This is a genomic window from Sphingomonas sp. Leaf231 (assembly GCF_001421995.1).
Classification (GTDB): domain Bacteria; phylum Pseudomonadota; class Alphaproteobacteria; order Sphingomonadales; family Sphingomonadaceae; genus Sphingomonas.
This window is the reverse complement of record NZ_LMLS01000001.1, coordinates 127735-153313: the sequence shown is the minus strand read 5'-3', so window position 1 is coordinate 153313 and position 25579 is coordinate 127735. Positions and strand designations below refer to the sequence as shown.

Annotated in this window: 22 protein-coding genes; 8 read left to right on the top strand and 14 right to left on the bottom strand. The window is 68.9% G+C overall.

The window, feature by feature from the left end; genetic code table 11:
• Positions 1–22 precede the first annotated feature (22 nt).
• Genes rapZ through ASE95_RS00775 form a run of 4 tightly spaced genes read right to left on the bottom strand, consistent with a single transcriptional unit; the run spans position 23 to position 3657 of the window.
• The gene (gene rapZ / locus ASE95_RS00790) at positions 23–919 is read right to left on the bottom strand and encodes an RNase adapter RapZ (RefSeq protein ID WP_056630108.1); all 897 of its coding nucleotides are present in this window, start codon (positions 917–919) and stop codon (positions 23–25) included.
• A complete protein-coding gene (locus ASE95_RS00785) occupies positions 916–1413 on the bottom strand; it encodes an HPr kinase/phosphorylase (protein ID WP_056630105.1) in 498 nt (165 codons plus the stop codon). The genes rapZ and ASE95_RS00785 overlap by 4 nt, the downstream gene beginning before the upstream one ends.
• Positions 1410–2984: a sensor histidine kinase gene (locus ASE95_RS00780; RefSeq protein WP_056630101.1), complete on the bottom strand. Its 1575-nt coding sequence runs from the start codon at positions 2982–2984 to the stop codon at positions 1410–1412. Before ASE95_RS00780 ends, ASE95_RS00785 begins: the two co-directional genes overlap by 4 nt.
• Positions 2953–3657: a response regulator transcription factor gene (locus ASE95_RS00775; protein WP_056630098.1), complete on the bottom strand. Its 705-nt coding sequence runs from the start codon at positions 3655–3657 to the stop codon at positions 2953–2955. Before ASE95_RS00775 ends, ASE95_RS00780 begins: the two co-directional genes overlap by 32 nt.
• Positions 3658–3840: 183 nt before the next feature.
• Here ASE95_RS00775 and ASE95_RS00770 point away from each other — a divergent pair, with 183 nt between their 5' ends.
• The 4 genes from ASE95_RS00770 to ASE95_RS00750 all read left to right on the top strand — a co-directional run bounded on the left by ASE95_RS00770 (position 3841) and on the right by ASE95_RS00750 (position 9299).
• Positions 3841–5451, top strand: coding sequence for a phosphoenolpyruvate carboxykinase (locus tag ASE95_RS00770; protein WP_056630095.1), 1611 nt, complete (start codon positions 3841–3843; stop codon positions 5449–5451).
• 203 nt (positions 5452–5654) lie between these two features.
• Positions 5655–7112, top strand: a complete 1458-nt coding sequence (gene guaB / locus ASE95_RS00765) for an IMP dehydrogenase (protein WP_056630091.1) — start codon at positions 5655–5657, stop codon at positions 7110–7112.
• Positions 7113–7589: 477 nt separating this feature from the next.
• Complete coding sequence (locus tag ASE95_RS00755; protein ID WP_056630083.1) at positions 7590–8741, top strand: RsmB/NOP family class I SAM-dependent RNA methyltransferase; 1152 nt, start codon at positions 7590–7592, stop codon at positions 8739–8741.
• A gap of 33 nt (positions 8742–8774) precedes the next feature.
• On the top strand, positions 8775–9299 hold the full coding sequence (locus ASE95_RS00750) for a tetratricopeptide repeat protein (protein ID WP_056632831.1): 525 nt from the start codon (positions 8775–8777) through the stop codon (positions 9297–9299).
• A gap of 193 nt (positions 9300–9492) precedes the next feature.
• Here the strand turns inward: ASE95_RS00750 and rsmA are convergent, their stop codons facing one another.
• The 4 genes from rsmA to ASE95_RS00730 form a co-directional block, all read right to left on the bottom strand.
• Entirely contained in the window at positions 9493–10317 is an 825-nt protein-coding gene (rsmA, locus tag ASE95_RS00745; RefSeq protein ID WP_056630079.1) for a 16S rRNA (adenine(1518)-N(6)/adenine(1519)-N(6))-dimethyltransferase RsmA, read from the bottom strand.
• Entirely contained in the window at positions 10314–11315 is a 1002-nt protein-coding gene (gene pdxA, locus ASE95_RS00740; protein ID WP_082449395.1) for a 4-hydroxythreonine-4-phosphate dehydrogenase PdxA, read from the bottom strand. Before pdxA ends, rsmA begins: the two co-directional genes overlap by 4 nt.
• Before the next feature lie 10 nt (positions 11316–11325).
• A complete protein-coding gene (locus ASE95_RS00735; RefSeq protein WP_056632825.1) occupies positions 11326–12735 on the bottom strand; it encodes a peptidylprolyl isomerase in 1410 nt (469 codons plus the stop codon).
• 79 nt (positions 12736–12814) lie between these two features.
• Entirely contained in the window at positions 12815–15055 is a 2241-nt protein-coding gene (locus ASE95_RS00730) for an LPS-assembly protein LptD (protein ID WP_200918706.1), read from the bottom strand.
• Between the two features lie 152 nt (positions 15056–15207).
• Here ASE95_RS00730 and ASE95_RS00725 point away from each other — a divergent pair, with 152 nt between their 5' ends.
• The 4 genes from ASE95_RS00725 to ASE95_RS00710 all read left to right on the top strand — a co-directional run bounded on the left by ASE95_RS00725 (position 15208) and on the right by ASE95_RS00710 (position 18107).
• On the top strand, positions 15208–16650 hold the full coding sequence (locus tag ASE95_RS00725; RefSeq protein WP_056632822.1) for a leucyl aminopeptidase: 1443 nt from the start codon (positions 15208–15210) through the stop codon (positions 16648–16650).
• Positions 16650–17090 (top strand): DNA polymerase III subunit chi, encoded by a 441-nt coding sequence (locus tag ASE95_RS00720; protein WP_056630073.1) that lies wholly within the window; start codon positions 16650–16652, stop codon positions 17088–17090. Before ASE95_RS00725 ends, ASE95_RS00720 begins: the two co-directional genes overlap by 1 nt.
• A 77-nt stretch (positions 17091–17167) precedes the next feature.
• Complete coding sequence (gene ndk / locus ASE95_RS00715; RefSeq protein WP_022686546.1) at positions 17168–17590, top strand: nucleoside-diphosphate kinase; 423 nt, start codon at positions 17168–17170, stop codon at positions 17588–17590.
• A gap of 1 nt (position 17591) precedes the next feature.
• A complete protein-coding gene (locus tag ASE95_RS00710; protein ID WP_056630071.1) occupies positions 17592–18107 on the top strand; it encodes a GNAT family N-acetyltransferase in 516 nt (171 codons plus the stop codon).
• A gap of 481 nt (positions 18108–18588) precedes the next feature.
• Here ASE95_RS00710 and ASE95_RS00705 read toward each other — a convergent pair whose 3' ends face one another.
• From ASE95_RS00705 to ASE95_RS00680, 6 genes are all read right to left on the bottom strand, one after another.
• Positions 18589–20724: a TonB-dependent receptor gene (locus ASE95_RS00705; RefSeq protein ID WP_056630068.1), complete on the bottom strand. Its 2136-nt coding sequence runs from the start codon at positions 20722–20724 to the stop codon at positions 18589–18591.
• Positions 20725–20786: 62 nt separating this feature from the next.
• Positions 20787–21026, bottom strand: coding sequence for a hypothetical protein (locus ASE95_RS00700; RefSeq protein WP_056630065.1), 240 nt, complete (start codon positions 21024–21026; stop codon positions 20787–20789).
• Entirely contained in the window at positions 21023–22276 is a 1254-nt protein-coding gene (locus ASE95_RS00695) for an N-succinylarginine dihydrolase (RefSeq protein ID WP_056630062.1), read from the bottom strand. The genes ASE95_RS00700 and ASE95_RS00695 overlap by 4 nt, the downstream gene beginning before the upstream one ends.
• Positions 22273–23289, bottom strand: a complete 1017-nt coding sequence (locus ASE95_RS00690) for an arginine N-succinyltransferase (protein WP_056630060.1) — start codon at positions 23287–23289, stop codon at positions 22273–22275. Before ASE95_RS00690 ends, ASE95_RS00695 begins: the two co-directional genes overlap by 4 nt.
• The gene (locus ASE95_RS00685) at positions 23286–24488 is read right to left on the bottom strand and encodes a hydrolase (protein WP_200918705.1); all 1203 of its coding nucleotides are present in this window, start codon (positions 24486–24488) and stop codon (positions 23286–23288) included. The genes ASE95_RS00690 and ASE95_RS00685 overlap by 4 nt, the downstream gene beginning before the upstream one ends.
• Before the next feature lie 23 nt (positions 24489–24511).
• A complete protein-coding gene (locus tag ASE95_RS00680) occupies positions 24512–25570 on the bottom strand; it encodes a DUF481 domain-containing protein (RefSeq protein WP_235528107.1) in 1059 nt (352 codons plus the stop codon).
• Positions 25571–25579 lie beyond the last annotated feature (9 nt).

Here is a 25579-nt window from a genome sequence, read left to right as displayed (position 1 = left end):
GACATTGGCTTCGACAATCCGTTCATTGACCCGTGGGGCGTCCTTCGAGCGCATCCTGCGGGGCCGCCGCAAGGTCCCGATGCACGATGGTGGGGCAAAACCCCGCGTCGCGCAACCGTTCAGCCACCCGTTCCGCGACATGGACCGACCGATGCTTGCCCCCCGTACATCCGAATGCGACCGTGACATAGGGCTTCCCCTCCGCCCGGTACCGCGGCAGCAGCAGCAGCAGCAGATCCTCGATCCGCGTCACCGCCTCCGCGTATGTCGGGTCGCCGGCGATATAGGCCGCCACCGCCGGGTCCTGTCCCGTATAGGGACGAAGCCGGGCGTCCCAATGCGGATTCCGCAGGAAGCGCATGTCGAACACCATGTCGACGCCCGCCGGAATACCGCGCGCGAACCCGAACGATTCGACCGTCAGCGTGGTACCGATGGCGGTGTCGCGCGTGAACGCCTGGCGCACTTGCTGCGCCAGCGTATTCGCCTTTTCGTGCGTGGTGTCGATCAGCCGGTTGGCACGCTCCCGCAGCGGGGCGAGCAGCCGTCGCTCGCGCTGTATACCCTCGACGGCGGGGCGGTCGTCGGCGAGCGGATGGCGGCGTCGCGTCTCGGCGAACCGCCGGGTCAGTTCCTCTCCCGAGCAATCGAGGAACAGCAGCCCGACATTGTCGCCGCGCTGCCGCAGTTCCTCGAAGCGGCGCAGCGCGGTTTCGGCATCGAAGTTGCGCGTCCGCGTGCCGAAACCGATCGCCAGCGGGCGCGGCGCCTCGTCCGGATCGGTCGGCGGCGCGACGACGCGCGACAACAGCGACAGCGGCACATTGTCCACCGTCTCCCAGCCCATGTCCTCCAGCGTCTTCAACACCGTGGACACGCCCGCGCCGGCCATCCCGGTGACCAGCAGCACTTCGTTCATTCGCGCATCCCCGTGTCTTCGCCCGCGGCGTCCCGGCCTGCCGCCTCGTGGCTCCCCGCCTCTACGGCGCGCGACCGTTCGGCAAGCGCCCATTCGACCTTGATCGGTGCGGAGGGCCAGCGCGGGTCGATCACCACCTGCGGCACCGCGATGCCGTGGAGCATCACGTCATGCGGCTCGGGCATGCGCTCGTCCTCACTGGACAGCACCACCGCCAGCGCGACCTGCACCGTGGCACGCGCGGGGCGGGCGACGATCCCGATCCCGCGCACCTCCATGCGCCCCGCGATCGTGGAAGGGGCGGCGGCGATCAACATGCCGCCGTCACGGGTGAGGACCGTATAGTCATCGGATACCAGAACGGCTCCGCGATCGATCAGTCGCATCGCCAGATCGGATTTGCCCGCGCCCGATGGCCCGGTCAGCAACACGCCGCATGCGCCGATCGCCACGCACGTCGCGTGGATCGTGACCGGCGTCGAAGGCGGGGTCACGCACCGGCTCCGGGCGTCGCCAGCGGCAGGCGCACCACGAAGCGCGCGCCGCTCAGCCGATCCTCGCGCGATTCGACGCCGATCTCGCCCTGATGCCCCTCCACGATCGTCCGGGCGATCGCCAGCCCCAGTCCGGAATGCTGCCCGAACGTCTCCTGCGCCGGCCGCACCGAGTGGAAGCGGCGGAAGATCGCGTCGCGTGCTTCCTCGGGCACGCCCGGGCCTTCATCCTCAACCCACACTTCCAGCATCGAGCGATCGCGCCGCGCCGCGATATGCACCAGCCCGCCCGGCGGCGAGAAGGAGATCGCATTGTCGATCAGATTGGCGAACACCCGTTCCAGCCGCGCGCCTTCGGCCGAGACGATCAATTCGCCGCCCTCCGCATCGAAACGGACGCGCACGTCGTCGGGCAGCCCGCGCGCCTCGCACTGGGCGACCATCGCCGCCAGCATCGCGGCGACGTCGACCGGATCGAAGGTCGCGCGACTCAGTTGCGCATCAAGCCGCGATGCCTCCGAGATGTCGCTGATCAGCCGGTCCAGTCGGTGGACATCGTCCTTGACGATGTCCAGCAGGCGCGCGCGCAGCTCTGGGTCCTCGACCCGTTCAAGCGCGTCGATCGCGGAGCGCAGCGAGGCGAGGGGGTTCTTCAATTCGTGGGTCACGTCGGCGGCGAACGCCTCGGTGGCGTCGATCCGCGCACGCAGCGCCAGCGTCATGTCGGACAGCGCGCGCGCCAGCATCCCGATCTCGTCCCGCCGTTCTGGCAGGCGCGGCACGATCACCTCGCGCGCGCGCCCCAGCCGCACCCGCACCGCCGCGCGCGCCAACAGGCGCAACGGCACCACGATCGTCCGCGCGAGGAACAGCGACAGCCCGATCGAGATCGCACTCGCCACCAGGATCACCACGCTCAGGCGGAACCGTTCGGCGCGCACCCGCTCGGTCACGTCCTGCGCGTTGACGGTCGACATCAGCGCGAGTCCACCCGGCAGCGGCGCGGCGGCGGTGATGACGGGCGTGCGATCGGGCGCGCGCCACAAGGTCTGCGCGGTCGGCGCGCCTCCGAATACCGCGCGCACGTCGGGCCAGCGCCGTCCGTCGCGTCGCTCGCGATAGCCCGGGGCCAGCGGCGCGCGCACCACGCGGTCGATCCCGGCATCCAGCCACCGTGCGCTGCGGCGGGCGAGCGGGTCGTCGTCGGGATCGTCGAGCCGAAAATTGGCGATGCCCAGCGCGCGGCTGTCGGCCAGCGGCACGCCGCCGCGATCGTACAGCCGCAGCCGGGTGCCGGTCTGGCGTGCCAGTTGCGCGATCGTGGCGTCGCGCATCGGCGGCGCGACGATTGCCAGCGCCTCGGCCATCAACCGCACCTCGCGCCCGGCCTGCGTCGTGCGCTGGTCGAGGATGCGGCTGCGGAACGATTCGAGATAGAAGAAGCCACCGGCCAGCAGCAGCAGCGCCAGCACGTTGACCGCCAGGATGCGCGGCGTGAGCGAGACCTTGCCGGACCACGCGCGCGCCTGCTCGGCGGCGTCACTCCTCCGAAAAGCGATAGCCGGCGCCATATAGCGTCTCGATCGAATCGAAGGCGGGATCGGCTTCGCGGAACTTGCGGCGCAGGCGCTTGATATGGCTGTCGATGGTGCGGTCGTCGACGTAGATGTCGTCCTGATACGCGGCATCCATCAACTGGTTGCGCGTCTTCACGATGCCAGGCCGCTGCGCCAGCGTCTCCAGGATCAGGAATTCGGTGACGGTCAGCGTGACGGGCTTGCCGTCCCAGGCGACGCGATGCCGCGCCGGGTCCATCACCAGCCGCCCGCGCTCCAGCGGCCCCTGCGCCTCGGCCCCACCCTCCGCGCCCGGCGCGCTCGGTTCGGTGCGGCGCAGGATCGCGCGGATCCGCGCGATCAGCAGCCGCTGGCTGAACGGCTTGGCGATATAATCGTCCGCGCCCATCGCCAGCCCCAGCGCCTCGTCCAGCTCGTCATCCTTGCTGGTCAGGAAGATCACCGGCAGGCGGCTTTTCTCGCGCAGCCGCCGCAACAGTTCCAGCCCGTCCATTTTCGGCATCTTGATGTCGAAGATCGCCAGATCGGGCGGGTTGTCGGTCAGCGCCTTCAACGCCGCCTCGCCGTCGGAATACAGCCGCGTCAGGAACCCCTCGGCCTGCAACGCGATCGAGACCGAGGTCAGGATGTTGCGGTCGTCGTCGACCAGCGCGATCGTGGCGGTCATGGCAGCGTTCCGGTCATCACGGCGGGTGGGGTAGGGCAAAGCGTCGCGCCGCTCAATGGGGACGGCTCGCCGCGATCGTTTGTTTAACACGTTTGACGCCGTGCGCGGCATGACGTATTTCGCCGTCCATCGAACGGCGCCGCCTCGACGATCGGAGCACGCGCCAGAGCAGAGGATGGACCATTGAGCGACCGTATTCCCGACGCCGGGCTGGAAACGCAGGGCATCGAAACCCGCGCCACGCTGCACTGGAACCTGGTCACCGCGCGCCTGACCGAGGCCGCCGTGGCACGCAGCGAGGGCAAGCTGTCCGCCGACGGCCCGCTGGTCGTCGAAACCGGCGCGCACACCGGGCGCTCGGCGCAGGACAAGTTCATCGTCCGTGACGCCGAAACCGAATCGACGGTGTGGTGGGGCAAGTCGAACAAGGCGATGGAGCCGGCGCATTTCGCCGCCCTCAAGGCCGATTTCCTCACCGCGCTGCACGGCAAGAGCGACCTGTTCGTGCAGGATCTGTACGGCGGATCGCAGCCGGGGCACCGCGTCGGCGTGCGCGTCATCAACGAACTGGCGTGGCATAACCTGTTCATCCGCACGATGCTGGTGCGGCCCGAGGAGCGCGAGCTGAAGTCGTTCGCGCCCGACTATACGATCATCGACCTGCCCAGCTTCCGCGCCGATCCCGCGCGCCACGGCTGCCGCAGCGAGACGGTGATCGCGGTCAACATGACCGAGAAGCTGATCCTGATCGGCGGCACGCGCTATGCCGGCGAGATGAAGAAGTCGGTGTTCGGCATCCTCAACTACCTGCTGCCGCCCACGGGCGTGATGCCGATGCATTGTTCCGCCAACATGGGCGATGACGGTCGCACCGCGGTGTTCTTCGGCCTGTCCGGCACCGGCAAGACCACCTTGTCCGCCGATCCGAAGCGCACGCTGATCGGTGACGACGAACATGGCTGGTCCGATGATGCGGTCTTCAACTTCGAGGGTGGCTGCTACGCCAAGATGATCCGTCTGTCGGCCGATGCCGAACCGGAAATCTTCGCGACCACCAAGCGGTTCGGCACGGTGCTTGAAAACGTCGTGATGGACGAGGTGACGCGCCAGCTCGACCTCGATGACAACAGCCTGGCCGAAAACAGCCGTGGCGCCTATCCGATCGACTTCATCCCGAACGCTTCGGACGACAACATGGGCGGCACCCCGCGCAGCATCGTGATGCTGACCGCCGACGCCTACGGGGTCCTGCCGCCGATCTCGAAACTCACCCCCGATCAGGCGATGTACCATTTCCTGTCGGGCTATACGGCGCGGGTCGCGGGCACCGAGATCGGCGTGACGGAGCCGGACGCGACCTTCTCGACCTGCTTCGGCGCGCCGTTCATGCCGCGCCACCCGTCGGTCTACGGCAATTTGCTGAAGGAGCGGATCGCGCGCGGCGGGGTCGATTGCTGGCTGGTCAACACCGGCTGGACCGGCGGCAAATACGGCACCGGGCACCGCATGCCGATCAAGGCGACGCGCGCGCTGCTCGACGCCGCGCTCGACGGCAGCCTGAACGACGCCGAGTTCCGCACCGATCCCAACTTCGGGTTCAAGGTGCCGGTATCGGTGTCCGGCGTCGACACCGCGATCCTCGATCCGCGCGAAACCTGGGCGGACAAGGCCGCCTACGATGCGACCGCGGCGAAGCTGGTCGATCTGTTCAACGACAATTTCGCGCAGTTCGCCGAACACGTCGATCAGGGCGTTCGCGAAGCCGCGCCGAAGGTCGTCAAGGCGACCGTCTGACACCCGCCTCGTCACCCCGGACCCGATCCGGGGTGACGAGATCCGCAAGGGCACCGAATAGCCCGGCATCGGCGCGCTGCCCCCGGGGTAGCGGCGCAGTGGCCCACCACCGGGCGAGCCGGTTGTCGATACGTCCTAGCCGTCCGCCCCGGTTGCGGTTACATGGCGCGCCACTTCCTCACCCCCACAGGATTCGGCGTTCCATGAACATCCGCCTTGGCCTCACCTTCGACGACGTGCTGCTCGTGCCGGCGGAATCCAGCGTGCTTCCCGGCGAGGCCGACACGCGGACGCAGGTAACGCGCGGCATCTCGCTCAACATTCCCGTCCTCTCCTCCGCGATGGATACGGTGACGGAGGCTGACATGGCGATCGTCATGGCGCAGCTCGGCGGGATGGGCGTGCTCCACCGCAACCTGACCGTCGACGAACAGGTCGCTGCGGTCCGGCAGGTCAAGCGTTTCGAGAGCGGCATGGTCGTCAATCCGATCACGATCGCACCGCAGGCCACGCTGGCGCAGGCGCAGGCGCTGATGGCCGCGCACCGCATCAGCGGTATCCCGGTGGTGGAGGCCGATGGCAAGCTGGTAGGCATCCTGACCAACCGCGACGTCCGCTTCGCCGAGAACCCGCACCAGCCGGTCGCGGAGCTGATGACGCGCGATCATCTCGCCACCGTCGCGGTCGGCGTCGGACAGGAGGAGGCGCGGCGCCTGCTCCACCAGCGCCGGATCGAAAAGCTGCTGGTGGTCGATGACGCCTATCGCTGCGTCGGCCTCATCACCGTCAAGGACATCGAAAAGGCGGTGATGTACCCGAACGCGACCAAGGACGCCGCCGGTCGCCTGCGCGTCGCCGCCGCCACCACGGTTGGCGACAAGGGTTTCGGACGCACCGAGGCGCTGGTCGATGCCGAATGCGACCTGATCGTCATCGATACCGCGCACGGCCACAACAGCGAGGTCGCACGCGCGGTCGAGCGTGTGAAGAAGCTCTCCAACGCGGTGCAGGTGATCGCGGGCAACGTCGCCACCGCGGAGGCGACGCGCGCGCTGATCGATGCCGGGGCGGACGGGATCAAGGTCGGCATCGGCCCCGGCTCGATCTGCACGACCCGCGTCGTCGCCGGCGTCGGCGTGCCGCAGCTGACTGCGGTGATGGATTGCGCGGAGGCGGGGGCGAAGGCCGGCGTGCCGGTGATCGCCGACGGTGGATTGCGCACCTCGGGCGACCTTGCCAAGGCGCTGGCGGCGGGCGCATCGACCTGCATGGTCGGTTCGCTGCTGGCGGGCACCGAGGAAGCGCCGGGCGAAACCTTCCTTTATCAAGGGCGTGCGTACAAATCCTACCGCGGCATGGGAAGCGTTGGCGCGATGGGCCGCGGCTCGGCCGACCGTTATTTCCAGGGCGAGGTGCGCGACCAATTGAAGCTGGTGCCGGAGGGGATCGAAGGGCAGGTGCCCTATAAGGGCCCGGCGCGCGACGTGATCCACCAGCTGGTCGGCGGCATCAAGGCGGCGATGGGCTATACCGGTTCGGCGACGATCCCGGATCTTCAGGCGCGCGCGCAATTCGTGCAGATCACCGGCGCGGGGCTGAAGGAGAGCCATGTCCACGACGTGACGATCACCCGCGAAGCGCCAAATTATCCGACCCGCTGACCCCGGCGGGCGTGCGGCTGTCCTACGCCGCGCGCCTGTGGCACAAGCGATCCGTGATGACGTTCCCCGATGCCCGTCCCGCCGCGCCGGCCCACGAAGCCGGCGCACCGCTTGCATCGTCGGTCGCCGGCTGTATGGCGCATGCCACCAGCGCGAGAACAGCCGCCCGGGTGCCGTTCCGTCGCGTCGTCGCGCGCGCACCCTCTCCCGTCGGTACGAGCGAGGCGAAGCGATCCGGTGCCACCAGCGCGCCGCATCGACACTCCGCCGTCCGCAACGGCATGATCGCATGACCGCGCCGACCGCCAGCGCGCCATCCGCCATCCCCGCCACGTCCCCCGCGGCACCACCGACCCACCAATCGTCTGGCCAGGCCTATCGCCGCACACGTCGACACCGGCGCAGCGCCAGTGTCTCAACATTCGCAACATTCGCCCCCCACCACCGCTCCCGGAGCCTCAACATTCGCAACATTCGATGACCCCCGCCGCACGCACCCAGGCCGCGATCGAGCTGCTCGACGCGATCGTCACCGCTGCGCATGACGGCGGTGCCGCCGCCGACACGCTCGTGTCGCGCTACTTCGGACAGCGTCGCTATGCCGGCTCCAAGGATCGTCGCGCGGTGCGCGAACTGGTCTATGCCGCGATCCGCCGGCTTGGCGAACGTCCCGCCAACGGTCGCGCCGCCTTGCTCGCGCTCGCCGCCACCGATCCGGTTCTCACGGCCACCTTCGACGGCTCGACCCACGGACCTGCACCGATCGGCGACGAAGCGCCCGCGCCAGAGGGGCTGCACCCCCGCTGGCTGGAGGAGCTGCTCGCCGCATCCGGCATCGATGCGGACGAACAACGTGCGCTGATCGATCGCGCGCCGCTCGACGTGCGCCTCCACCCCGATCACGCCGATATCGAGCTGCCTGGTGCCGAACCGGTCGCGGGCCTGCCGCTTGCACGTCGTTTGGCAGCGGGCAGCGATGTCGTCGCGCTGGCCGGACGCGTCGAGGTGCAGGATGCCGGCAGCCAGGCGGTAACGCTTGCCGCCGATGCCCGCGCCGGCATGACCGTGCTCGATCTGTGCGCGGGGGCGGGGGGCAAGAGCCTCGCGCTTGCCGCGCTGATGGCGAACGACGGACGGATCGTCGCCAGCGATATTGATCGCGCGCGGCTGTCGCGCCTCGCCCCCCGCGCGGCGAAGGCCGAGGCGACGATCATCGAGACTCGGTTGCTCGATCCCGGTCACGAGGCGGAGGCGCTCGCCGATGTCGCGCCCGACGTGGCGCTGATCGACGCGCCCTGTTCGGGGACCGGCACGTGGCGGCGCAATCCGGAGGCACGCTGGCGGTTGACCCCTGCGCGGCTCGACCGGTTGATCGAGACGCAGGCCCATGTCCTGTCGATCGGCGCAGGCGCGGTAAAGCCGGGCGGCGCGCTCGTCTACATCGTTTGCTCGCTGCTCGATGCGGAGGGCGCGGCGCAGGTCGACGCCTTCCTGGCTGCGCATCCCGGCTGGCAGGCGGAGCCGCTGGCGCTGCCGTTCGGTCGCCCGCATCACGCCGGCGTTCGCCTGACCCCCAAGCACGACGGCACCGACGGTTTTTTCGTCGCACGGCTGCGGGCGCCATGCTAACCGGGCCGCATCGTGTCGAAGCTGGAGCCGTTCATGCGTTTCACCGCCATCGCCATGGCCGCCTCGCTGGCGCTGGTGTCGATCTCCACCGTGTTGCACGGGCAGCGGCCTGACGACCAGATCGACGCGCGCAGCATGGCGTTGCTGCAACAGGGCAAGGCTGCCCGGACGGCGGGCAATCTCGACGTCGCCACCGATCTGCTCGAAAGCGCGGTGGCAGTCGATCCGCGCAACCGGCAGGCGTTCGTCGCGCTCGCGCAGGTCGCGGACGGCCGCGGGCTGCCGGGCAAGGCGATCCGCCTGTATCGTGAGGCGTTGCTGCTCGAACCAAACGACGTCACCGCGCTGTCGGGGCAGGGCGAGGCGATGGTCGCCAAGGGCGCGGTCGAACGCGCGCGGCAGAACCTCGCGAAGGTGCGGACATTGTGCAAGGGCGGCTGCCCGCAGGCGACCACGCTGGCCGCCGTCATCGCCAAGGGTCCGCCGGTCACGACCGCACAGGTCGGCGTCAACACGACCACCGTCGCCACCGGCAAGCAGCCGTCGGCGCAGGATTGAGCCGTCGCCCGCGAACGCGCCCGTTCGCATCTGGCCGCCACGTTATCGCGTCGCGCCGGACTTGATCGGGCGCTACCTTCGGCATCGGTAGCTAGCGCCCGCGGCGAAGATTTCGGACGAGCGGGATGAAGGTCGTCACGCTGATCGCGAAAGCGAGCGGTCCCGGCTTCCCGGGCCGACGCGCGGGATGGCGCTAGCCAAGCCGCTTCGCCACCGCGACGAACTCCGCCACGCTCACCGTTTCCGCCCGCCGCGTCGCGTCGATCCCCTCGGCCGACAGCGCCTCCATCGCCCCTGCCACGCCGCGCAATGACTGACGCAGCATCTTGCGCCTTTGCCCGAACGCCGCCGCCGTGACGCGTTCCAGCACCGGCAGCGCGACGCCCTCCGGCGCCGCGGTTGGCGTCACATGCACCACCGCCGACATCACCTTGGGCGGCGGGGTGAAGGCGGAGCGGTGCACCGGCATCGCGATCCGCGCGCTGCTGCGCCACTGCGCCAGTACCGCGAGCCGTCCGTACGCGTCGCCGTCGGTCGGCGCGATGATCCGCTCTGCAACCTCGCGCTGGAACATCAGCGTCAGCGACCGCCACCACGGCATCCAGTCCGCCGACAGCCACCCGATCAACAGGGCGGTGCCGACATTATACGGCAAGTTGGAAACGATGTGCGGCGCACCCTCGAACAGCGTGCGCGCGTCGACTTCGGTCGCATCGCCCTCGATCACGCGCAGCTTGCCCGGATAGGCCGCCTCCAGCTCGGCAAGCGCGGGGATGCACCGCCGGTCGCGCTCGATCGCTGTCACCCGCGCGCCCTGCGCCAGCAAGGCGCGGGTCAACCCGCCGGGACCGGGGCCGACCTCCAGCACCTCGGCCTCCGCGAGGTCGCCGGGAATCCGCGCGATCCGGCCCAGCAATTGCGCGTCGAACAGAAAATTCTGCCCCAGCGCCTTGGATGCGGACAGGCCATGACGCGCGATCACCTCTCGCAGCGGCGGCAGTTCGGGGGCGATGGTCATGCCGCCGGCGTGGCGCGAATGCGGTGCGACGCGGCCTGGTCGGCCATCAGGATCGCCGCGATCGTCGCGCCGGGATGCGCCACGCCCTTGCCAGCGATCGCGAACGCGGTGCCGTGATCGGGGGAGGTCCGCACGATCGGCAGCCCCAGCGTGATGTTGACGCCGTCGTCGAAGAACAATGTCTTCAGCGGCACCAATGCCTGATCGTGATAGGGGCAGAGGGCCACGTCATAGCCGGCGCGGGCGCGTTCGTGGAACATCGTGTCGGCGGCCAGCGGCCCGCGCACGTCGATACCCTCGTCGCGCAATTGCTCGATCGCCGGCTGCATCACCTCGATTTCCTCGCGGCCCAGCGCGCCGCCTTCACCGGCGTGCGGGTTCAGCCCGGCGAAGGCGAGGCGCGGCTGCTCGATCCCGAAATTGCGCACCATCGCGCGCGCGGTCACCCGCGCCTTTGCCAGGATCAGCTCGATCGTCAGCAGACCGGGCACGTCCGACAGGGGAACGTGCGTGGTCATCGGCACGACGCGCAGGCCCGGTCCGGCCAGCATCATCACCGCATTGCCGCGCGATATGCCGCAGCGCTCGGCCACGAATTCAGTCTGGCCGGGATAGGTGAAGCCGATCTGGTACAGCTGCGCCTTGGCCACCGGCCCGGTCACGAGCGCGCGTCCCGCGCCCGATCGCACCAGCCCGGTCGCCAGTTCCAGCGCACGCACCGCGCAGCGCGCGCCATCCGGATCGGGTACGCCCGGCACGATCTCGCCGCCATCCTCGACGGCCAGCACCGGCAGGGCATCGGGAAATACCTGCTCGACCATGTTCAGGTCGGAAACCGCGGCGACCGGGCCGTCCCACACCCGGGCGATCGCACGACGGTCGCCCACCGCCACGAACGGCGGCAACGCGCGGGCGACGCGCGCGTCCCATGCCTTGGCGATCGTCTCCGGCCCGATCCCCGCGGGATCGCCCATCGAGATCACGATCGGCCGGGTCATCCGCCACTCCTCAGCGATAATCGATCACCGCATCGCGCCGCAGGTCGCGCAGTGCCTGCTGCGCGCGCAAGTTCACGCGCTGTTGCTCCAGCTGGTTCTGGATCTGCTGCGCGCCGGGCAGCTGACCGCCCGGTGCCTCGTCGCGACCGCACATCACCAGGGTGCGCACGCCCTCGGACGGCGATCCGAACGGCGGCGTCGCCTGCCCGACCTGCAGCTTCAGCATGATCGCCTGCAGGGGCGGCGGCAGATCGCGGATGCGGATCGCATCGTTGTCGACCACTTCGGCATTCAGCGACGCGGCCATCTTGTCGACCGATCCGCAACCCTGCAGCTTCTGGATCGCCTCTGCGAACGCGCTGGTGCGTGCGGTCGCCTGCGTCTGCGTCGTGCCGGCCGGGAACTTGATCGTCAGCTGCTTCAGGCTAAGGCGCGCATCGCGCGGATCGGCCATCAGCACCTGCCGCTTGTCGACCAGGTACAGGATCGAGAAGCCGCCCGGCGTCGCGACCGGTCCTGCGACCTGCCCGACCTGCATGGTCTGCGCGGCCTCCGCCAGCGGGGCGGGCAGCTGCGCGCTGCGCACCCAGCCCAGATCGCCGCCGACGCCGCGCGTCGAGGCTTCGGAGAAGTTGCGCGCGAAATAGGCGAACGGCGCCTGACCCTTGCCGATTTCGGCGATCAGCTGCTTGGTGCTGTCGAACACCTGCTGCTGCCGGTCCGGCGTGGCGGCGAGATAGATTTCGTTGAGGTGATATTCCTCCGTGCCCTTCGCGGCTTCCAGCCGGTCGAGGATCGCCTTGACCTCCTCGTCGCCGACGTTGACGAAAGGCTCCACCCGCTTGCGAAGATAGCGGTTCCACGCCAGTTCGCCCTCGATCTGACGTCGCAGCGAGCGATCCGACGATCCCTCCTCGCGCAGCCATGTCGTCAGCACCGCCGGCGTCTTCTGCAGGTTGCGGGCGACTCCGGCGAAGGCCTGGTCGATCTCGCCCTTGGTCACCGTGATATCGTTGACCTTGGCCTGCTGGATCTGCAGCGTCTCGTCGATCAGCTGGCGCAGCACCTGCAATTGCAGGCGCTCGCGCTCCTCGGCGTTCAGCTTGGCGCCATTGGCAGCGGCGATGAAGTTGACGCGCTGGTCGACGTCGGTGCCGGTGATGATCGCCTCGTTGACGATCGCGGTCGCCTTGCGGACGTTGGGATCCAGCTTGCCGAAGATCTGGAAATCGGTGGGCAGGTTCAGCCCGGTGGCGTCGCGCGCAGGCGTGTCCTGCGCCGGGTCCTGCCCGCCGTTACGTGCGCCGCCCTGCGCGCCGCTCTGCGCCCCGCCTTGCGCCAAGGCGGCGCCCGTCACGCCCAGCGCCACGATCGTGCCCAACAATCGGCGGGTCAGCGCCGCGCCCTTCGTCTTCGTCATCACGTCCGTCCCGAAATCCCGATGCTGTGCGCCCGCGGGCACGTTAGGCGCATGTGCCGAAAATCAACTGAACCGGGGCTTAGCGGCCGAGGTTCTTGAAGGAAAGCGTCAACAGGTAACTGTTGCCGCTGCGCGCGTCGCCGACGTTGCGATAGTCGCGCTTCCACGTCACGCCCAGATCGAGACAATCGTCCTGATAGGCGACGCCGACGCGGTGGCGGAGCGGCGTGAACCCGTCGGAGGTGGACAGCGGATCTTCGGCACGGTTGGTCAGGTCGACGATCGCCGATCCCCACACCGACCAGAACCGCGTGACGCCGACGCGTCCGCCGACGCGCACTTCCTCACGATCCTGGAGGTCCTCCAGCACGTCGATGTCCCGGTTCAGGCGCAGGTAGCCGACCGTCGCATACGTCTGCCGCGACCCTACCGTCGCATCCAGCTCGTTGCGGCGGATCGCGAAATGATCCTTGTCGAGCCGGTACCGGTGGGTCAGCGTCACCATCTCGCCGAAACGGACGTTGGTGCGCCCGACGATGTCGGAGAAGCGGTCGGACAGGCCGGTCCCGTCGGGCAGGATGCTCGGGCGCTCGGCCAGCCGGTAACTCTGCCCGACGTTGGCGGAGATCGCGACACGGTCCATGTCCAGCGCCCATTCCGCGCCATAAGTGATGCGGCTCGAATCCTCCCAGCGATCGTAGCCGGAGAAGCGGTTCAGCGCGAAGAGGTTGGAATCCTCCAGATCCACCGCGCGCGCATCCTCGTTCGGGATCTGGATGTTGCGGGTCTTGGGTGTCGCGACCACCTGTACGCGGGGCGTGAAGCGCTGGAAACCGCCGAACAACTCGCCGACGAATGGCCAGCGCACGTCCGCGGCCAGCGCACCGATCAGCCGCGTCTGGAAACCCTCGATCCCGCGGTAGCTGGCGATCGAGGTCGCCGCGACGTTCTGCGTGTCATAGGCGTCGCCGCGCCCGAACGCGGTCAGCGTCACTTCCTGACCCATCACGGTGATCCCGCGCCAGTCCCAGCGCGCGCTGCCGAACGCGCGTTGCGTATCCTGCCCGGCCTTGCGCCCGATCGCCAGCGTGTTGAGCTGAACCTGCAGCGTCCCGCCCAGCAGCGCGCCCGGCGCACGGCGTCGGTAATCGATCTCGGGCAGCGCCACCGGCTGCATGCCCTGCAGGTCGCCGACGCGCAGTGTTTGCACCGCCCAGCCGGCGATCGACAGATAGCTGTTCGGGTCGACGCGCTCCAGCGCCAGCGTGGTGCGCAGCCGGTCCTCGTTCGAGATGTCGTACCGGCGCAGGAACGTGCGGTCGGTCACCAGCCGCAACGACCCCGACAGGCTCCAGTTTGGATCGAACTGGAAACGCCCGACGCCGTCGACATAGCCGCGGAACGCGCGCTCGGTTTCGGAGGTGAAGCCGGACGACAGGTCCTCGCTGCGCCGACTGCCGGTCGCAAACCCGCGCAGCGAGAAGGCGCCGAGTTCGTTCAGGCCGCTGTAGCGCGCCTCCAGCATCGGCACTTCCGACGAAAAGATGTGGGGCGCGACGACCAGCGAATGATTGGGGCCGAGGGCGAAATTGACCGGCACGACCAGTTCCGCGCCGTTCAGCCGCGTCAGTCCGATCGACGGCGTCAGGATGCCGGTGTCGTTGCTCGCCGCGATCGAGTTGCTGAACCGCGGCAGCGCCGGGCTGGTCAACCCGAACAGGTGGAATCGCGCGCCTTCGTAATAGATGCGCTGCTTGTCGGGGCGATACGTGACCTTGACCGCGGTGATCTTCCACGTCGGGTCGCGCGGGCAGCCGTCCGACCCGGCAACCGCGCAAGGGGAGTAGACCGCACGGTCGAGGTTCATCGTTCCGTCGCCCTCGCGCACGCCGCGTACCGCCGCCAACCGGCCGCCCTGTTCCAGCACCACCAGCAGATTGTCGACCACACCGTCCTTCAGCGTGTCGGTCAGCTCGATCGAGTCGCCATAGGCGACGTCGCCTTCCGGGTTGGTCACCGCGACATCGCCGGTCGCCATCACCTTCCCGGTCTTGCGGTTCCACGTCACCTTTTCGGCGCGCAGCCGGTCGCCGGCGCGGGACATGCGCACCGCACCCGTCGCGGTCACGATGTCGGCCTGATAGTCGTATTCCAGCGTACCGGCGCTGAACTGCACCTGTTCCGCGCTTTCCGCCGCGACGGGGGCAGAGGCAGGGGCAGGGGCCGAAGCATCGCCGCCGCGATCCTGCAGCGACTGCGCCGCGGCCGGGGTGGCGAGCGCCAGCCACAGCGCGCCACTGGCGAGAAGATCCAAGCGCATCACGTTGTCTGTCGTTGCCCCGTCTGCACCGCCGGCCGGAAATGGCGGCGGCACGTTCCCGCGCCTATCGCATCGCCGCGCCGCGCCTGCAACGCTTTGCCATTTGATGGGGGCGTCCCTAGGTTAGCGACATGATCGAAGAGGACAACGGAATGCAGATCGCCTTCACCACGCAACGCCCCGCCAGCCCGGCCGTCATTGCGCTGCCGGTCCGCAAGGACGCCGCGCTGACCGGGCTGGTGGACGGTGCGGACGCACTGCTGGCCGGCGCCGCCGCGGGGCAGCGCTTCACCGGGGAGGCGGGCACCGCCGCCGAGCTGTTCGTGGCATCGGGCGATACGACGCAGCGCGTGCTGCTGCTGGGCGTCGGTACGGGCGATGATGCGGCGTTCGAGCGTGCGGGCGGCGCATTGACCGCACGACTGCTCACCTCCGGCGTGACGGAAGCGGTCGCCGACCTGTCCGGCATCGACGCGCTGTATGTCGCGCGTTTCGCCGCAGGCGCGGCGCAGCGCGCCTGGCGCTTCGACGAATATCGCACCAAGCTGCCGGAGAAGCAGAAGCCGACCTTGGCGAAGGTCACGATCGTTGGCGACGATGCCGAATGGACCGGCCGCGACGCGGTGACCAGGGGGCTGGGCCTGGCGCGCACGCTCGCGACGCTGCCGCCGAACATCCTCTATCCGGAAACGTTCGTGGAGCGCGTCCTCGCCGCAGTCGACGGTCTGGGGCTGGAGGTCACAGTCCTCGACGAGGGGCAGATGGCCGAACTCGGCATGGGCGCGCTGCTCGGCGTGTCGCAGGGTTCGCGGCGTGAGGCGCGCGTGCTGGCGCTCCGCTGGAGCGGAGCGGGGGACGATGCCCCGCTCACCGCGCTGGTCGGCAAGGGCGTGACCTTCGACACCGGCGGTATTTCGATCAAGCCCGCCGCCGGCATGGAGGACATGAAGTGGGACATGGGCGGTGCGGCGGCGGTCGCCGGCGCGATGCTGTCGCTCGCCACCCGCAAGGCTGGCGCGAACGTCATCGGCGTGATGGGGCTGGTCGAGAACATGCCCGATGGCGATGCGCAACGCCCCGGTGACGTTGTGACCAGCATGTCGGGCCAGACGATCGAGGTCATCAACACCGATGCCGAGGGCCGGCTGGTGCTCTGCGACTGCATCACCTGGGTGCAGAACACGCACAAGCCGGCACGGATCGTTGATCTCGCCACGCTGACCGGCGCGATGATCGTCAGCCTCGGCAACGAATATGGCGGCCTGTTCGCCAATGACGATACGCTGGCCGACCAGTTGCTTGAGGCGGGCCGCGCCACCGGCGACAAATTGTGGCGTTTCCCGCTCGCCGACGCCTACGACCGGCTGATCGACTCGCCCATCGCCGACATGAAGAACGTCGGTCCGCGCGGTGCCGGCTCGATCACCGCGGCGCAGTTCCTGCAACGCTACGTCGACGATGGCGTCGCCTGGGCGCATCTCGATATCGCCGGTATGGTCTGGTCCGAGAAGGATGGTGCAACCTGGGGCAAGGGGGCGACGGGTTACGGCGTGCGCGTCCTCGACCGGTTCGTCGCGGACGTCTGCGAAGGCTGATGCAGGTCGACTTCTACCACCTTAGCCGGATGCCGCTGGAGCGTGCGCTGCCGCAGATCGCGGCGAAGGTGGTGGCGTCGGGCGCACGGCTGCTGATCGTCGCCGCCGATGAGGACCGGCGCGCGGCGCTCGACCGGCTGTTGTGGAATTACGCGCCCGACAGCTTCCTGCCGCACGCGCAGCGCGGTAGCGCCGCCGACGATCGCCAGCCGATCCTGATTGCGCCCGACGTCGATCCCGCCAATCGCGCGCGCCACATCGCGCTGGTCGACGGCGAATGGCGCGACGCCGCGCTCGACTTCGATCGCGCGTTCCATTTCTTCGACGAGGATCACATCCGCGCCGCCCGCGCCGCGTGGAAGGAATTGGCCGCCCGCGACGGCGTGGAGCGTCGCTACTGGAAGCAGAACGATGCCGGCCGCTGGGAACAGGCCGCCTGAGCGCTCGCTTGCATCCGCGCCGCCCCCCGCCTAGGGCGTCGCCACTTCCCATTTTTCATCAGGAGCCCGTGACCGTCATGGCCGCGAACCGTACCTTTTCGATCATCAAGCCCGACGCCACGCGCCGCAACCTGACCGGTGCGGTCACGAAGATGCTGGAGGAAGCCGGCCTGCGCGTCGTCGCGTCCAAGCGCATCCAGATGACCCGCGAGCAGGCCGAAGGCTTTTATGCCGTCCACAAGGAGCGTCCGTTCTTCAACGATCTGGTCGGCTTCATGATCTCCGGCCCGGTTGTCGTGCAGGTGCTGGAAGGCGAGAACGCCATGCAGCGCAACCGCGACATCATGGGTGCCACCAACCCCGAGAACGCCGCGCCGGGCACGATCCGCAAGGAACTGGCCGAGTCGATCGAGGCGAACACCGTGCACGGTTCGGACTCCGACGAAAACGCAGAGATCGAGATCGCGTATTTCTTCAAGCCGGAAGAGATCGTCGGCTGATATGAAATGGCGCCTGCGCCGCGCGGGGTCGGCGGATGCCGCCGCCCTCTCGCTGGTCGCGGGCGCCACCTTTCTGGAGGCGTTCGCGGGTATCCTGTACGGCGCCGACATCGTCGCGCACGTCGCCCGCAACAATAGCCCCGCAGCCTTCGATCGCTACCTCGCAGAGGGTGCGATCGCCACGCTGGCCGAGGCAGGGGAGGGCAGCGCGCCGCTGGGCTATACGCTGCTCACCGCACCCGACCTGCCGGTCGCCCCGCAGACGGGCGATGTCGAACTCAAGCGCATCTATGCGCTGTTTCCTACCTACGGCACCGGTCTCGGCCCCGAATTGATGGCGCGCGCCATCGTAGACGCCCGGGCGGCGGGACATCGCCGCATGTTGCTTGGCGTCTACGGCCGCAATCGCCGCGCGCAGCGTTTCTATGAGAAACAGGGTTTTTCGGTCGCCGGCACGCGCCGCTTCCTGGTCGGCACCACCCGCCACGACGACCTGATCTACGCCCGCTCGCTATAGCCGTCCCGGTCTGTGGCGCGACGCCACCGATAACCTCCGCGGGGACGACCTGGACGTAACACACCCGTCGGTCGGCCGGGCGTGATCCGGCGTTCCCCCGGCGGCGCTGGCCCGCAAAATCAGGCCGGTATCATGCCGAAAGCGACGAGCGCTTCACATGACGCGCAGTCGAAAACCCGATCGCCGGTTCGCCATCGAAGCTCTGACCGGCCCGCCCGCCAGAGCGGTCGTCCCGCCGGTGCGCGCAGGCAGCGTCGCCGTGCGGCCGATTGACATCCCGCCGGACCCCCGAAAGCGCCGTCGATGGGAGCGCAGCAAGGCAACCCAGGGCGTCGCCCGGAACGCTGGATTGCTTCGCTGCGCTCGCCATTACGGACGCAAGGCGCAGACCTGCCCGATCGTGCGAGCGTGCTTCGCCCGACCGGACAGTCATCGTCGCCGGACAGTCCGGCAACCGTGAGGCGCTGAACGTCGGTTCGGCCTAAATGCCAACCCGGAACGTCACCCGGACGTCGCGACCCGTCAATGGTGCGAAATCCTTCAGCACGCTCGACGCACGTCGCGCCTCGACGTCGAAGATGTTGTTCGCCGCCAGCAGGATGCTGCGCCGGTCGCTGCCGCCCCATGGGTGGAACGACAGCGATGCGTTGACCATCGTGTAGCTGTCGGTGCGCGTCTCGAACGCCGCGGTGCGGCTCTGCGGGAACACCCGTTCCACCTCGACGCGCCCGCCGCTGGTGTCGCTGCGCGCCTCGATCCCGCCAAGCAGACGCAAGGGCGGGATGCGCGGAACCGGCCCACGATCGACCACCTCGGCGTGGACGTAATCGCCCAGCAGGTCGGCGGTAATGATATGCGCGCCGATCGTGGCCAGCCGTGCCGAGGCATCGGCTTCGAAACCGTAATAACGCGCCTTCGCCTGATCGTAGCGGAAGCATGGCAGATCGATCTCGTCACCCGCCGCCGCGACGCACGGCACCTCGGCGACCTGCGTTTCGTAGATGTAATTGTCGAACCAGTTGTAATAGGCCGACGCATCCAGGCTGAAAATGTCGTTATGCGCGTGCAGCGTCGCTTCCAGTCCCCATGACGTTTCCGCACGGAAGTCGGGATTGCCCAGTTCATAGGCCTGCGTGCCGGCGTGCGGCCCGTTGGCGAACAGCTCCTCCGCCGACGGCGCGCGCGCGGTGCGCGATCCGTTCAGCCCGATCCGGACGCCGTCGGTCAGCGTATAGGCCGCGCCCAGCGATCCGGACCAGGTGTCGAATTGCCGCTGCTGCGCGGTGAAGCGCTCGGTCCCTTCCCGGAACCCGGCGTCTGCGGTCAGCGAGGTGTGCTCGTAACGCACCCCGCCCTCGGCCTTGAAGCGCCCGTCCTCATATTGTTGCAGCGTGAACAGGCCGGTCTGCTGGGTGTCGTTACGCGGCAGGAACGCCTCTTCGCCGACCACGTCGAACGCGCGGCTGAAATATTGCACGCCGCTGGCACCCTGCCACGCGCCGCGCTTGGCCTGCACTACCTCCAGCCGGCCCTCCAGCCCCTTGTTATAGAAGGCGGTACCGACCGATCCGTCCTCCTCCAGCTCGAAGTGGCGATAGTTGGCATGGGCGGCGCGAACGCGGATCGCATCGATCACCGCACCGTGCGGCGTCACTTCGGCGCGCAGGTCGTAGCGGTCCTGCGCCACGTCCAACCGCGGCGCTTCCTGCTCCTGCCCGGCCGCTGTCGCGTAGCGGACCGGCACGCCGTACAGGCTGTCGTAATGCGCGTAGGAGGCACCCAGCATCCCGCCGTCGGTGATGATCGACGCCCCCGCGCCCGCCGTCCACGTCTCCGAAGCGCTGTTGGGCAGCTTGCCGCGCAGCCCCGCATTGCCCGCGAAGTCGATCGCTTCCTCGCCCTCCTGCGGCACCCCCGCGGCGGCCAGCGAGGCGCGGCGTGCGGCGCGTGACAGGATGAACCCGCCGGTGCGCAGGTCGTCCGACTTCAGATACGAGCCGTCGACATGCAGGACCAGCGGGCCGGCTGCGGTGACGTCCGCCGCGCCGCCGATCGAGCGCGCGTCCGCCGCGCTGCCGTAGCTGCCGATCGCATCGACGCGGTAGCCGTTCTGGGGCAGCGCGCGCGGGATGCGGCGATCGACGACGTTGACCACGCCGCCCACCGCCGAAGACCCGTACAGCAACGCCGCCGGTCCGCGCAGCACCTCGATCCGCTCGGCGAGCAGCGGATCGATGACCACCGCGTGATCGACCGAGGTGTTCGATACGTCGATCGAGCCGATCCCGTCGGTCAGCACGCGGATGCGATCGCCCTGGAAACCGCGCAGGATCGGACGCGAGGCATTGGGACCGAACGAGGTCGCCGACACGCCCGGCAACCGTGCCAGCGTCTCGCCGATCGTCGGGCGCAACTCGCGGGTCAGGTTCGCACCGGTCAGCACCGACGTGCCTTGCAGCACATCGGTCTCGCTGGTCTGGATCGGCGCTGTGACGATCACCTCATCGGAGCGGTGCGGATCGCGCTGCCGCGCCGGCGTGTCTTGGGTCTGTGCCGCGGCGGGCAGGGTCAGGGCAAGCGGCGCAAGCGCGACCGCGGCGAACAGGATGGCTTTCATGGACGACTCCGTTGATCGCTGCCCAATAGCCTCATGTTACAACATAACAATAGCGAAGACGCTCAGTCCGTCGCGTCGCGTGCCACTCCGTCCAGAATCTTGCCGCCCGCCATGAAGACGACGATCGTGCATGCCGTGAACATGATCCAGCCAGGACTGCCGGGGAAGCGGTGCAGATAGGTCATGCCACGCTCCACCGCGCCGACCGCGATGGCGTAGATCAGCATGAACGCCTCGAACTTGGTCTTGATGACGAACAGCCGGGCGAACCCGCGCCACCATCGCACCAGCCGGGCGGTCATCCCTGCAACTCCGTCAGGCCCAGCGCCTCGACCAGCGCCGACCGCGCTTCCGCGATGCGCACCAGCAGCGCGGCGTCACCGATCGCCTCCGGCCCGATCGTCTCGGGCCAGTGCCGCTCGATGACTCCGGCGATCAGGTCCAGCCGGTGGGCGTCGACCAGAAAGCGCGGGTCGACCGTCGCCGGATCGCACGCCACGCGCAGCCGCAGGCATGCCGGCCCGCCACCGTTTGCCATCGACTCGCGCACGTCGACCACCTCGACCCGGCGGATCGCGCCATTGCCGGCGACATGCGCCTCGATCCACGCCCACACGCGCGGGTTCGCCCGCGCTTCCTCCGGAACGATCAGCGTCGGCAACCCGTCCGGCGGGGTCACCAGCTGCGCGTTGAACAGATACGATCCAATCGCGTCGGCCAGGCTCACCTCGGCGGCGGGCACCTCGACGATCTCGACCTCCGGCAACAGGCGGCGGAGGTCGGCGTGGAAACCGTCGCGATCCTCGAACGCCAGTTCGTGCGTCAACAGCACGCGTTCGTTGGCGACCGCGACGACGTCGTTGTGGAACGCTCCCGCCGCGATCGCTGCGACCGATTGCTGGACGAACAGCGTCCGTGCCGGGTCCAGCCCGTGCGCGCGCGCGAGCGCGCGGCTCGCCTCGACATGCTGGCGGGCAGGGAAGGGGCCCCCGCTCACGCCGTAGACGAACACCTCGACGCCCGGCGCGTCATGCGCGGCGCACAGCCGCATGTGGTTGGCCGCGCCCTCGTCGCCGAACGGCGCCGGCACAGGTGCGCGCACCGCGAAATGCCGTTCGTCCCCGAACGCCACCCGCAGTTGCGCCAGCGTGTCCGGCCATTCGTGGCTGCGATGCGGCATCGTCCCCAGATTGGCGACGGTCAGTTGACAGCGCCCGTCCACGGTGTCGGGCGCGGGCGAGACGGTCGCCGCATTGGCGGCCCACATCGACGACGCGGACAGCGCCTGCGCCTTCATATGCGGCGGGGCTGCGTCGTAGTCGGTGGCCAACCGCGCCAGCCATTCGTGGTTTGGGCGTGGCGGCGGGATCAGCACGCCCTGCACCAACCCTAGCGCCAGATTGGCGCGCATCTTCGCCACGCCTTGCAGCGCCGCGGCGCGTGGATGCGCGACCGCCCCGGCGTTGGCGGTCGCCGCCAGATTGCCGGGGCTCAGCCCGGCGTAATTGTGGCTCGGCCCGATAATGCCGTCGAAATTGATCTCGCGTATCATATCCGTCCGATCCAGCTTACCCGGTCGCCGGTCCCGACGCGCAGCGCCGCCGCGCCGCGCGGATCGAGCATGACGCCGCCGTCCGCCATTGCGATCCGGGCATAGGCGCAACGGAAGTCCGCCAGCCGGCCGGTCGCGACCAGCGCCTCGGTATCGCCGTCGTCACCGATCGCTGCCACCTCCGCGTCCCGCGCATCGCGGATCGTGCGGATCTGGTCGGTCCTGACCGTCATCGTCGGCCCGCCATCGAAGATATCGACGTATTTTTCATATGCGAACCCCTCGTTCTCCAGCATCCGCATCGCCGCGCGTCCCGATGGATGCGGCAGCCCGATCGCGGCACGGGCGTGGTCGCTCAGCATCGCGGTGTAGATCGGGTGCTTGGGCATCAGGTCGGCGATGAACTGGTGCCCGTTGACCGCATTGAACTGGTCCGCTTCCTGAAACCCCATGCCGAAGAACCGCCCGGCCAGCCCGTCCCAGAACGGCGAGCCGCCCGCCTCGTCGATCACCCCGCGCAACTCGGCCAGCGTCCGGTCGGCGAAGCGCGGGCGATGCGCGCGGATGAACAGATAGCGGCTGCGCGCCAGCAGCAAACCCAGTCCCCCGGCGCGCTCGCCGGGATGGAGGAACAGTCCGCCGACCTCGCTCGCGCCCTCCAGGTCGGTGGTCAACGACAGCATCTCGGCCCGAAACGTCCGCGTCAGTTCGCGGCTATACTGGGTCAGCGTGCCGACGCGGTAGCTGTAGAAGGGATGCTTCTGCCCGACATGCGTGAACAGCTGGCAGGTGCCGCGCACCTCGCCGGTGGCGTCATTCTCCAGCATCAGCACGAACGCTTCGTCGGCCAGCGTCGCCTCGTCATGCCCGAACGCCTGCGCGCTGCGCGCCAGCTTGGCGGTCAGCGCGGCGCGATCCGGCGGCAGGTTGGTGAACCCGCCCCCGGTCAGCTTCGCCATCTCGTACAGATGCGCCAGATCGCCAGAACCCGCGGCGCGGATCACGAAGGTCATGCCAGCGCCCCGTCCGCGATTCGCAGCATCGTGACCGCGGACAGGGCGGCACGCTCGGCAAGGCTGTCGACGATCAGGAATTCCTCCATCGAATGGATTGCGCCGCCGCGCGCGCCCATGGTGTCGACCACCGGGACGCCGCACGCCGCGATATTGTTGCCGTCGCACACGCCACCGGTGTCGCGCCACCCGATCGCCTGTCCCAGATCGGCACCGCTGGCCTGCACCAGCCCGAACAGCCGCGCCGCGCCTGCGTCGATCGGCTTGGGCGGGCGATTGAAGCCGCCGTGCACCGCGATCGTCACGTCATGCGCCGTGGCCACCTCGGCCACCGCCGTATCGATCGCGGCACGCGCGCGCGCGATCTCGGCTGCATCGGCAGGGCGGAAGTTGACGCGCAGCACCGCCAGATCCGGGACGACGTTGTTCGGCCCGCCACCATCGACGCGCGCCGGGTTCACCGCCAGCCGCGGCGAGCGTTCGCCGTGCAGCCGTACCGCCAGCGCGCCGGCCGCGACGATGGCATTGCGTCCGTCCTCCGGATTGCGTCCGGCATGTGCGGCGCGTCCGTGCACGACGATTGAGAAATTGCCGGTTCCGCCACGCGCGCCGGCTAGCGTTCCGTCGGGCAGCGCGGGTTCGTAGGTCAGCGCCGCCGCCTTGCCGTGCGCCACCTCCGCCAGCAACGCCGCGGACGACAGCGATCCGGTCTCCTCGTCGGCGTTGATCAGCACGTCGTACCCGATGTGCGGCGCGATCGCCTCGATCGCCAGCAACGCCTCCAGCATCAGCGCCAGTCCGCCCTTCATGTCGGCGACGCCCGGCCCGTTCAGCACCCCCGGCTCGCGCCACGTCATCGCCTGAAACGGATGGTCGGCGGGGTAGACGGTGTCCATATGCCCCGTCAGCAACATCCGCAGGCGTGCGTCGGGGCGGACGCTCAGGTGCAGATGCTGCCCGTGCGACAACTCGCTCACCGCGCCGTCCGCGCCTACGGCCTGCACCGGCGCGGGATCGATCAGCCGCACCGTGCCGGGCAACACTCCGAACGCCTCGGACAGCATCGTCGCCATCGCCGCGCAGCCGGGCAGGTTGCGTGTCCCGCTGTTGATCGCCGCCCAGCGTTCGACCCGCGCCAGCATCGCGCCAGCGTCGAGACGCTCGACCGCCGCACGTTCGGTGACCGTCAATTTCTCCATGGGCGGGTTCTAACCTGTGTCGGTCAGAAGGTATAGACCAGCGCCGCGCGGCTGGTGGTATCCGTCGTCACCCGCCCGTTCGGCGGCTCGCTTTCATATTGCAGCGTATAGGAAAGCCGCGCCGACAATGGCCCCAGCAATTTCGCTTCGATCGCCGATACGCTGCGTACCGTGCTGTTGTATCGTTCCCGGTAACCCGACGCGCTTTGCGTCACCACCAGCCCGCTGAGCAGCGTCCAGTTCAGCTCCATGCTGCCGCGCGCCGCCAGACTGCCCTGCATCGTGCGATCGGTGAACTCGGTCTGGCGAAATGCCGGGCCGAGTTCGAGGTCGAGCGTCAGCCCGTTGCGCCGGATCACGCTGTAACCCGCGCCGACCGACCCCGAATAACGGCTGAAATAACCCAGGAACCGGTCCGATTCGTACTGGCCGTTGCCGTAGACATAGCCACGGTCGTTGATCTTGTAGTTCGGCTGGTACGCCGCGACGTAGCGTTCGCGGCTGGTGACGCCGCCGGTGCGCTGGAAATCGGCCTGCGCCATCACCCGGTGCCGCCAGCGCAGCCCCTCGCGAGTCAGGTCGGCCACGCCGGTCAGGCCGGTCACATCCGAATTGCCGGTCGAGATGAACCCGCCGGCTTCCACGCGTCCGCTCCACAACTGAAACGCGCTTGCCTGCCGCACCCGTTCGTTGCGGGCACGCGCGCGCGCATCCTTCCACTCGCTCGCGCGGCGCAGCACCAGGTCGCGCGATCCGGGGTCGCCGTTGCGCGCGTATTTGACGAGCGTGTCGACGCCGCCCTCGTCGCCGGCCTGCATCGCGGCATCCAGCATCGCGCGGATTTCCGGCGGAATCTCCGGGCCGGGGATCTTGCCCAGCGTCACGCCCAACTCGCCCAGTTCCGCCGCCGGCACCTGTGGCATCGGGGCGTCGATGGTGACCGGCTCGACTTCCGCTTCCGGTCGGGTCAGCGTCGTGGTCCGCCGCGCGCGCCGCGCCCGCGCCGGACGCCGGGTCGCCTGCGCCACCACCGGATCGGGCAGCGCGGCAAGGCAGATCGTGCCGATGACCGTCGTCAGCATATCGGGCGT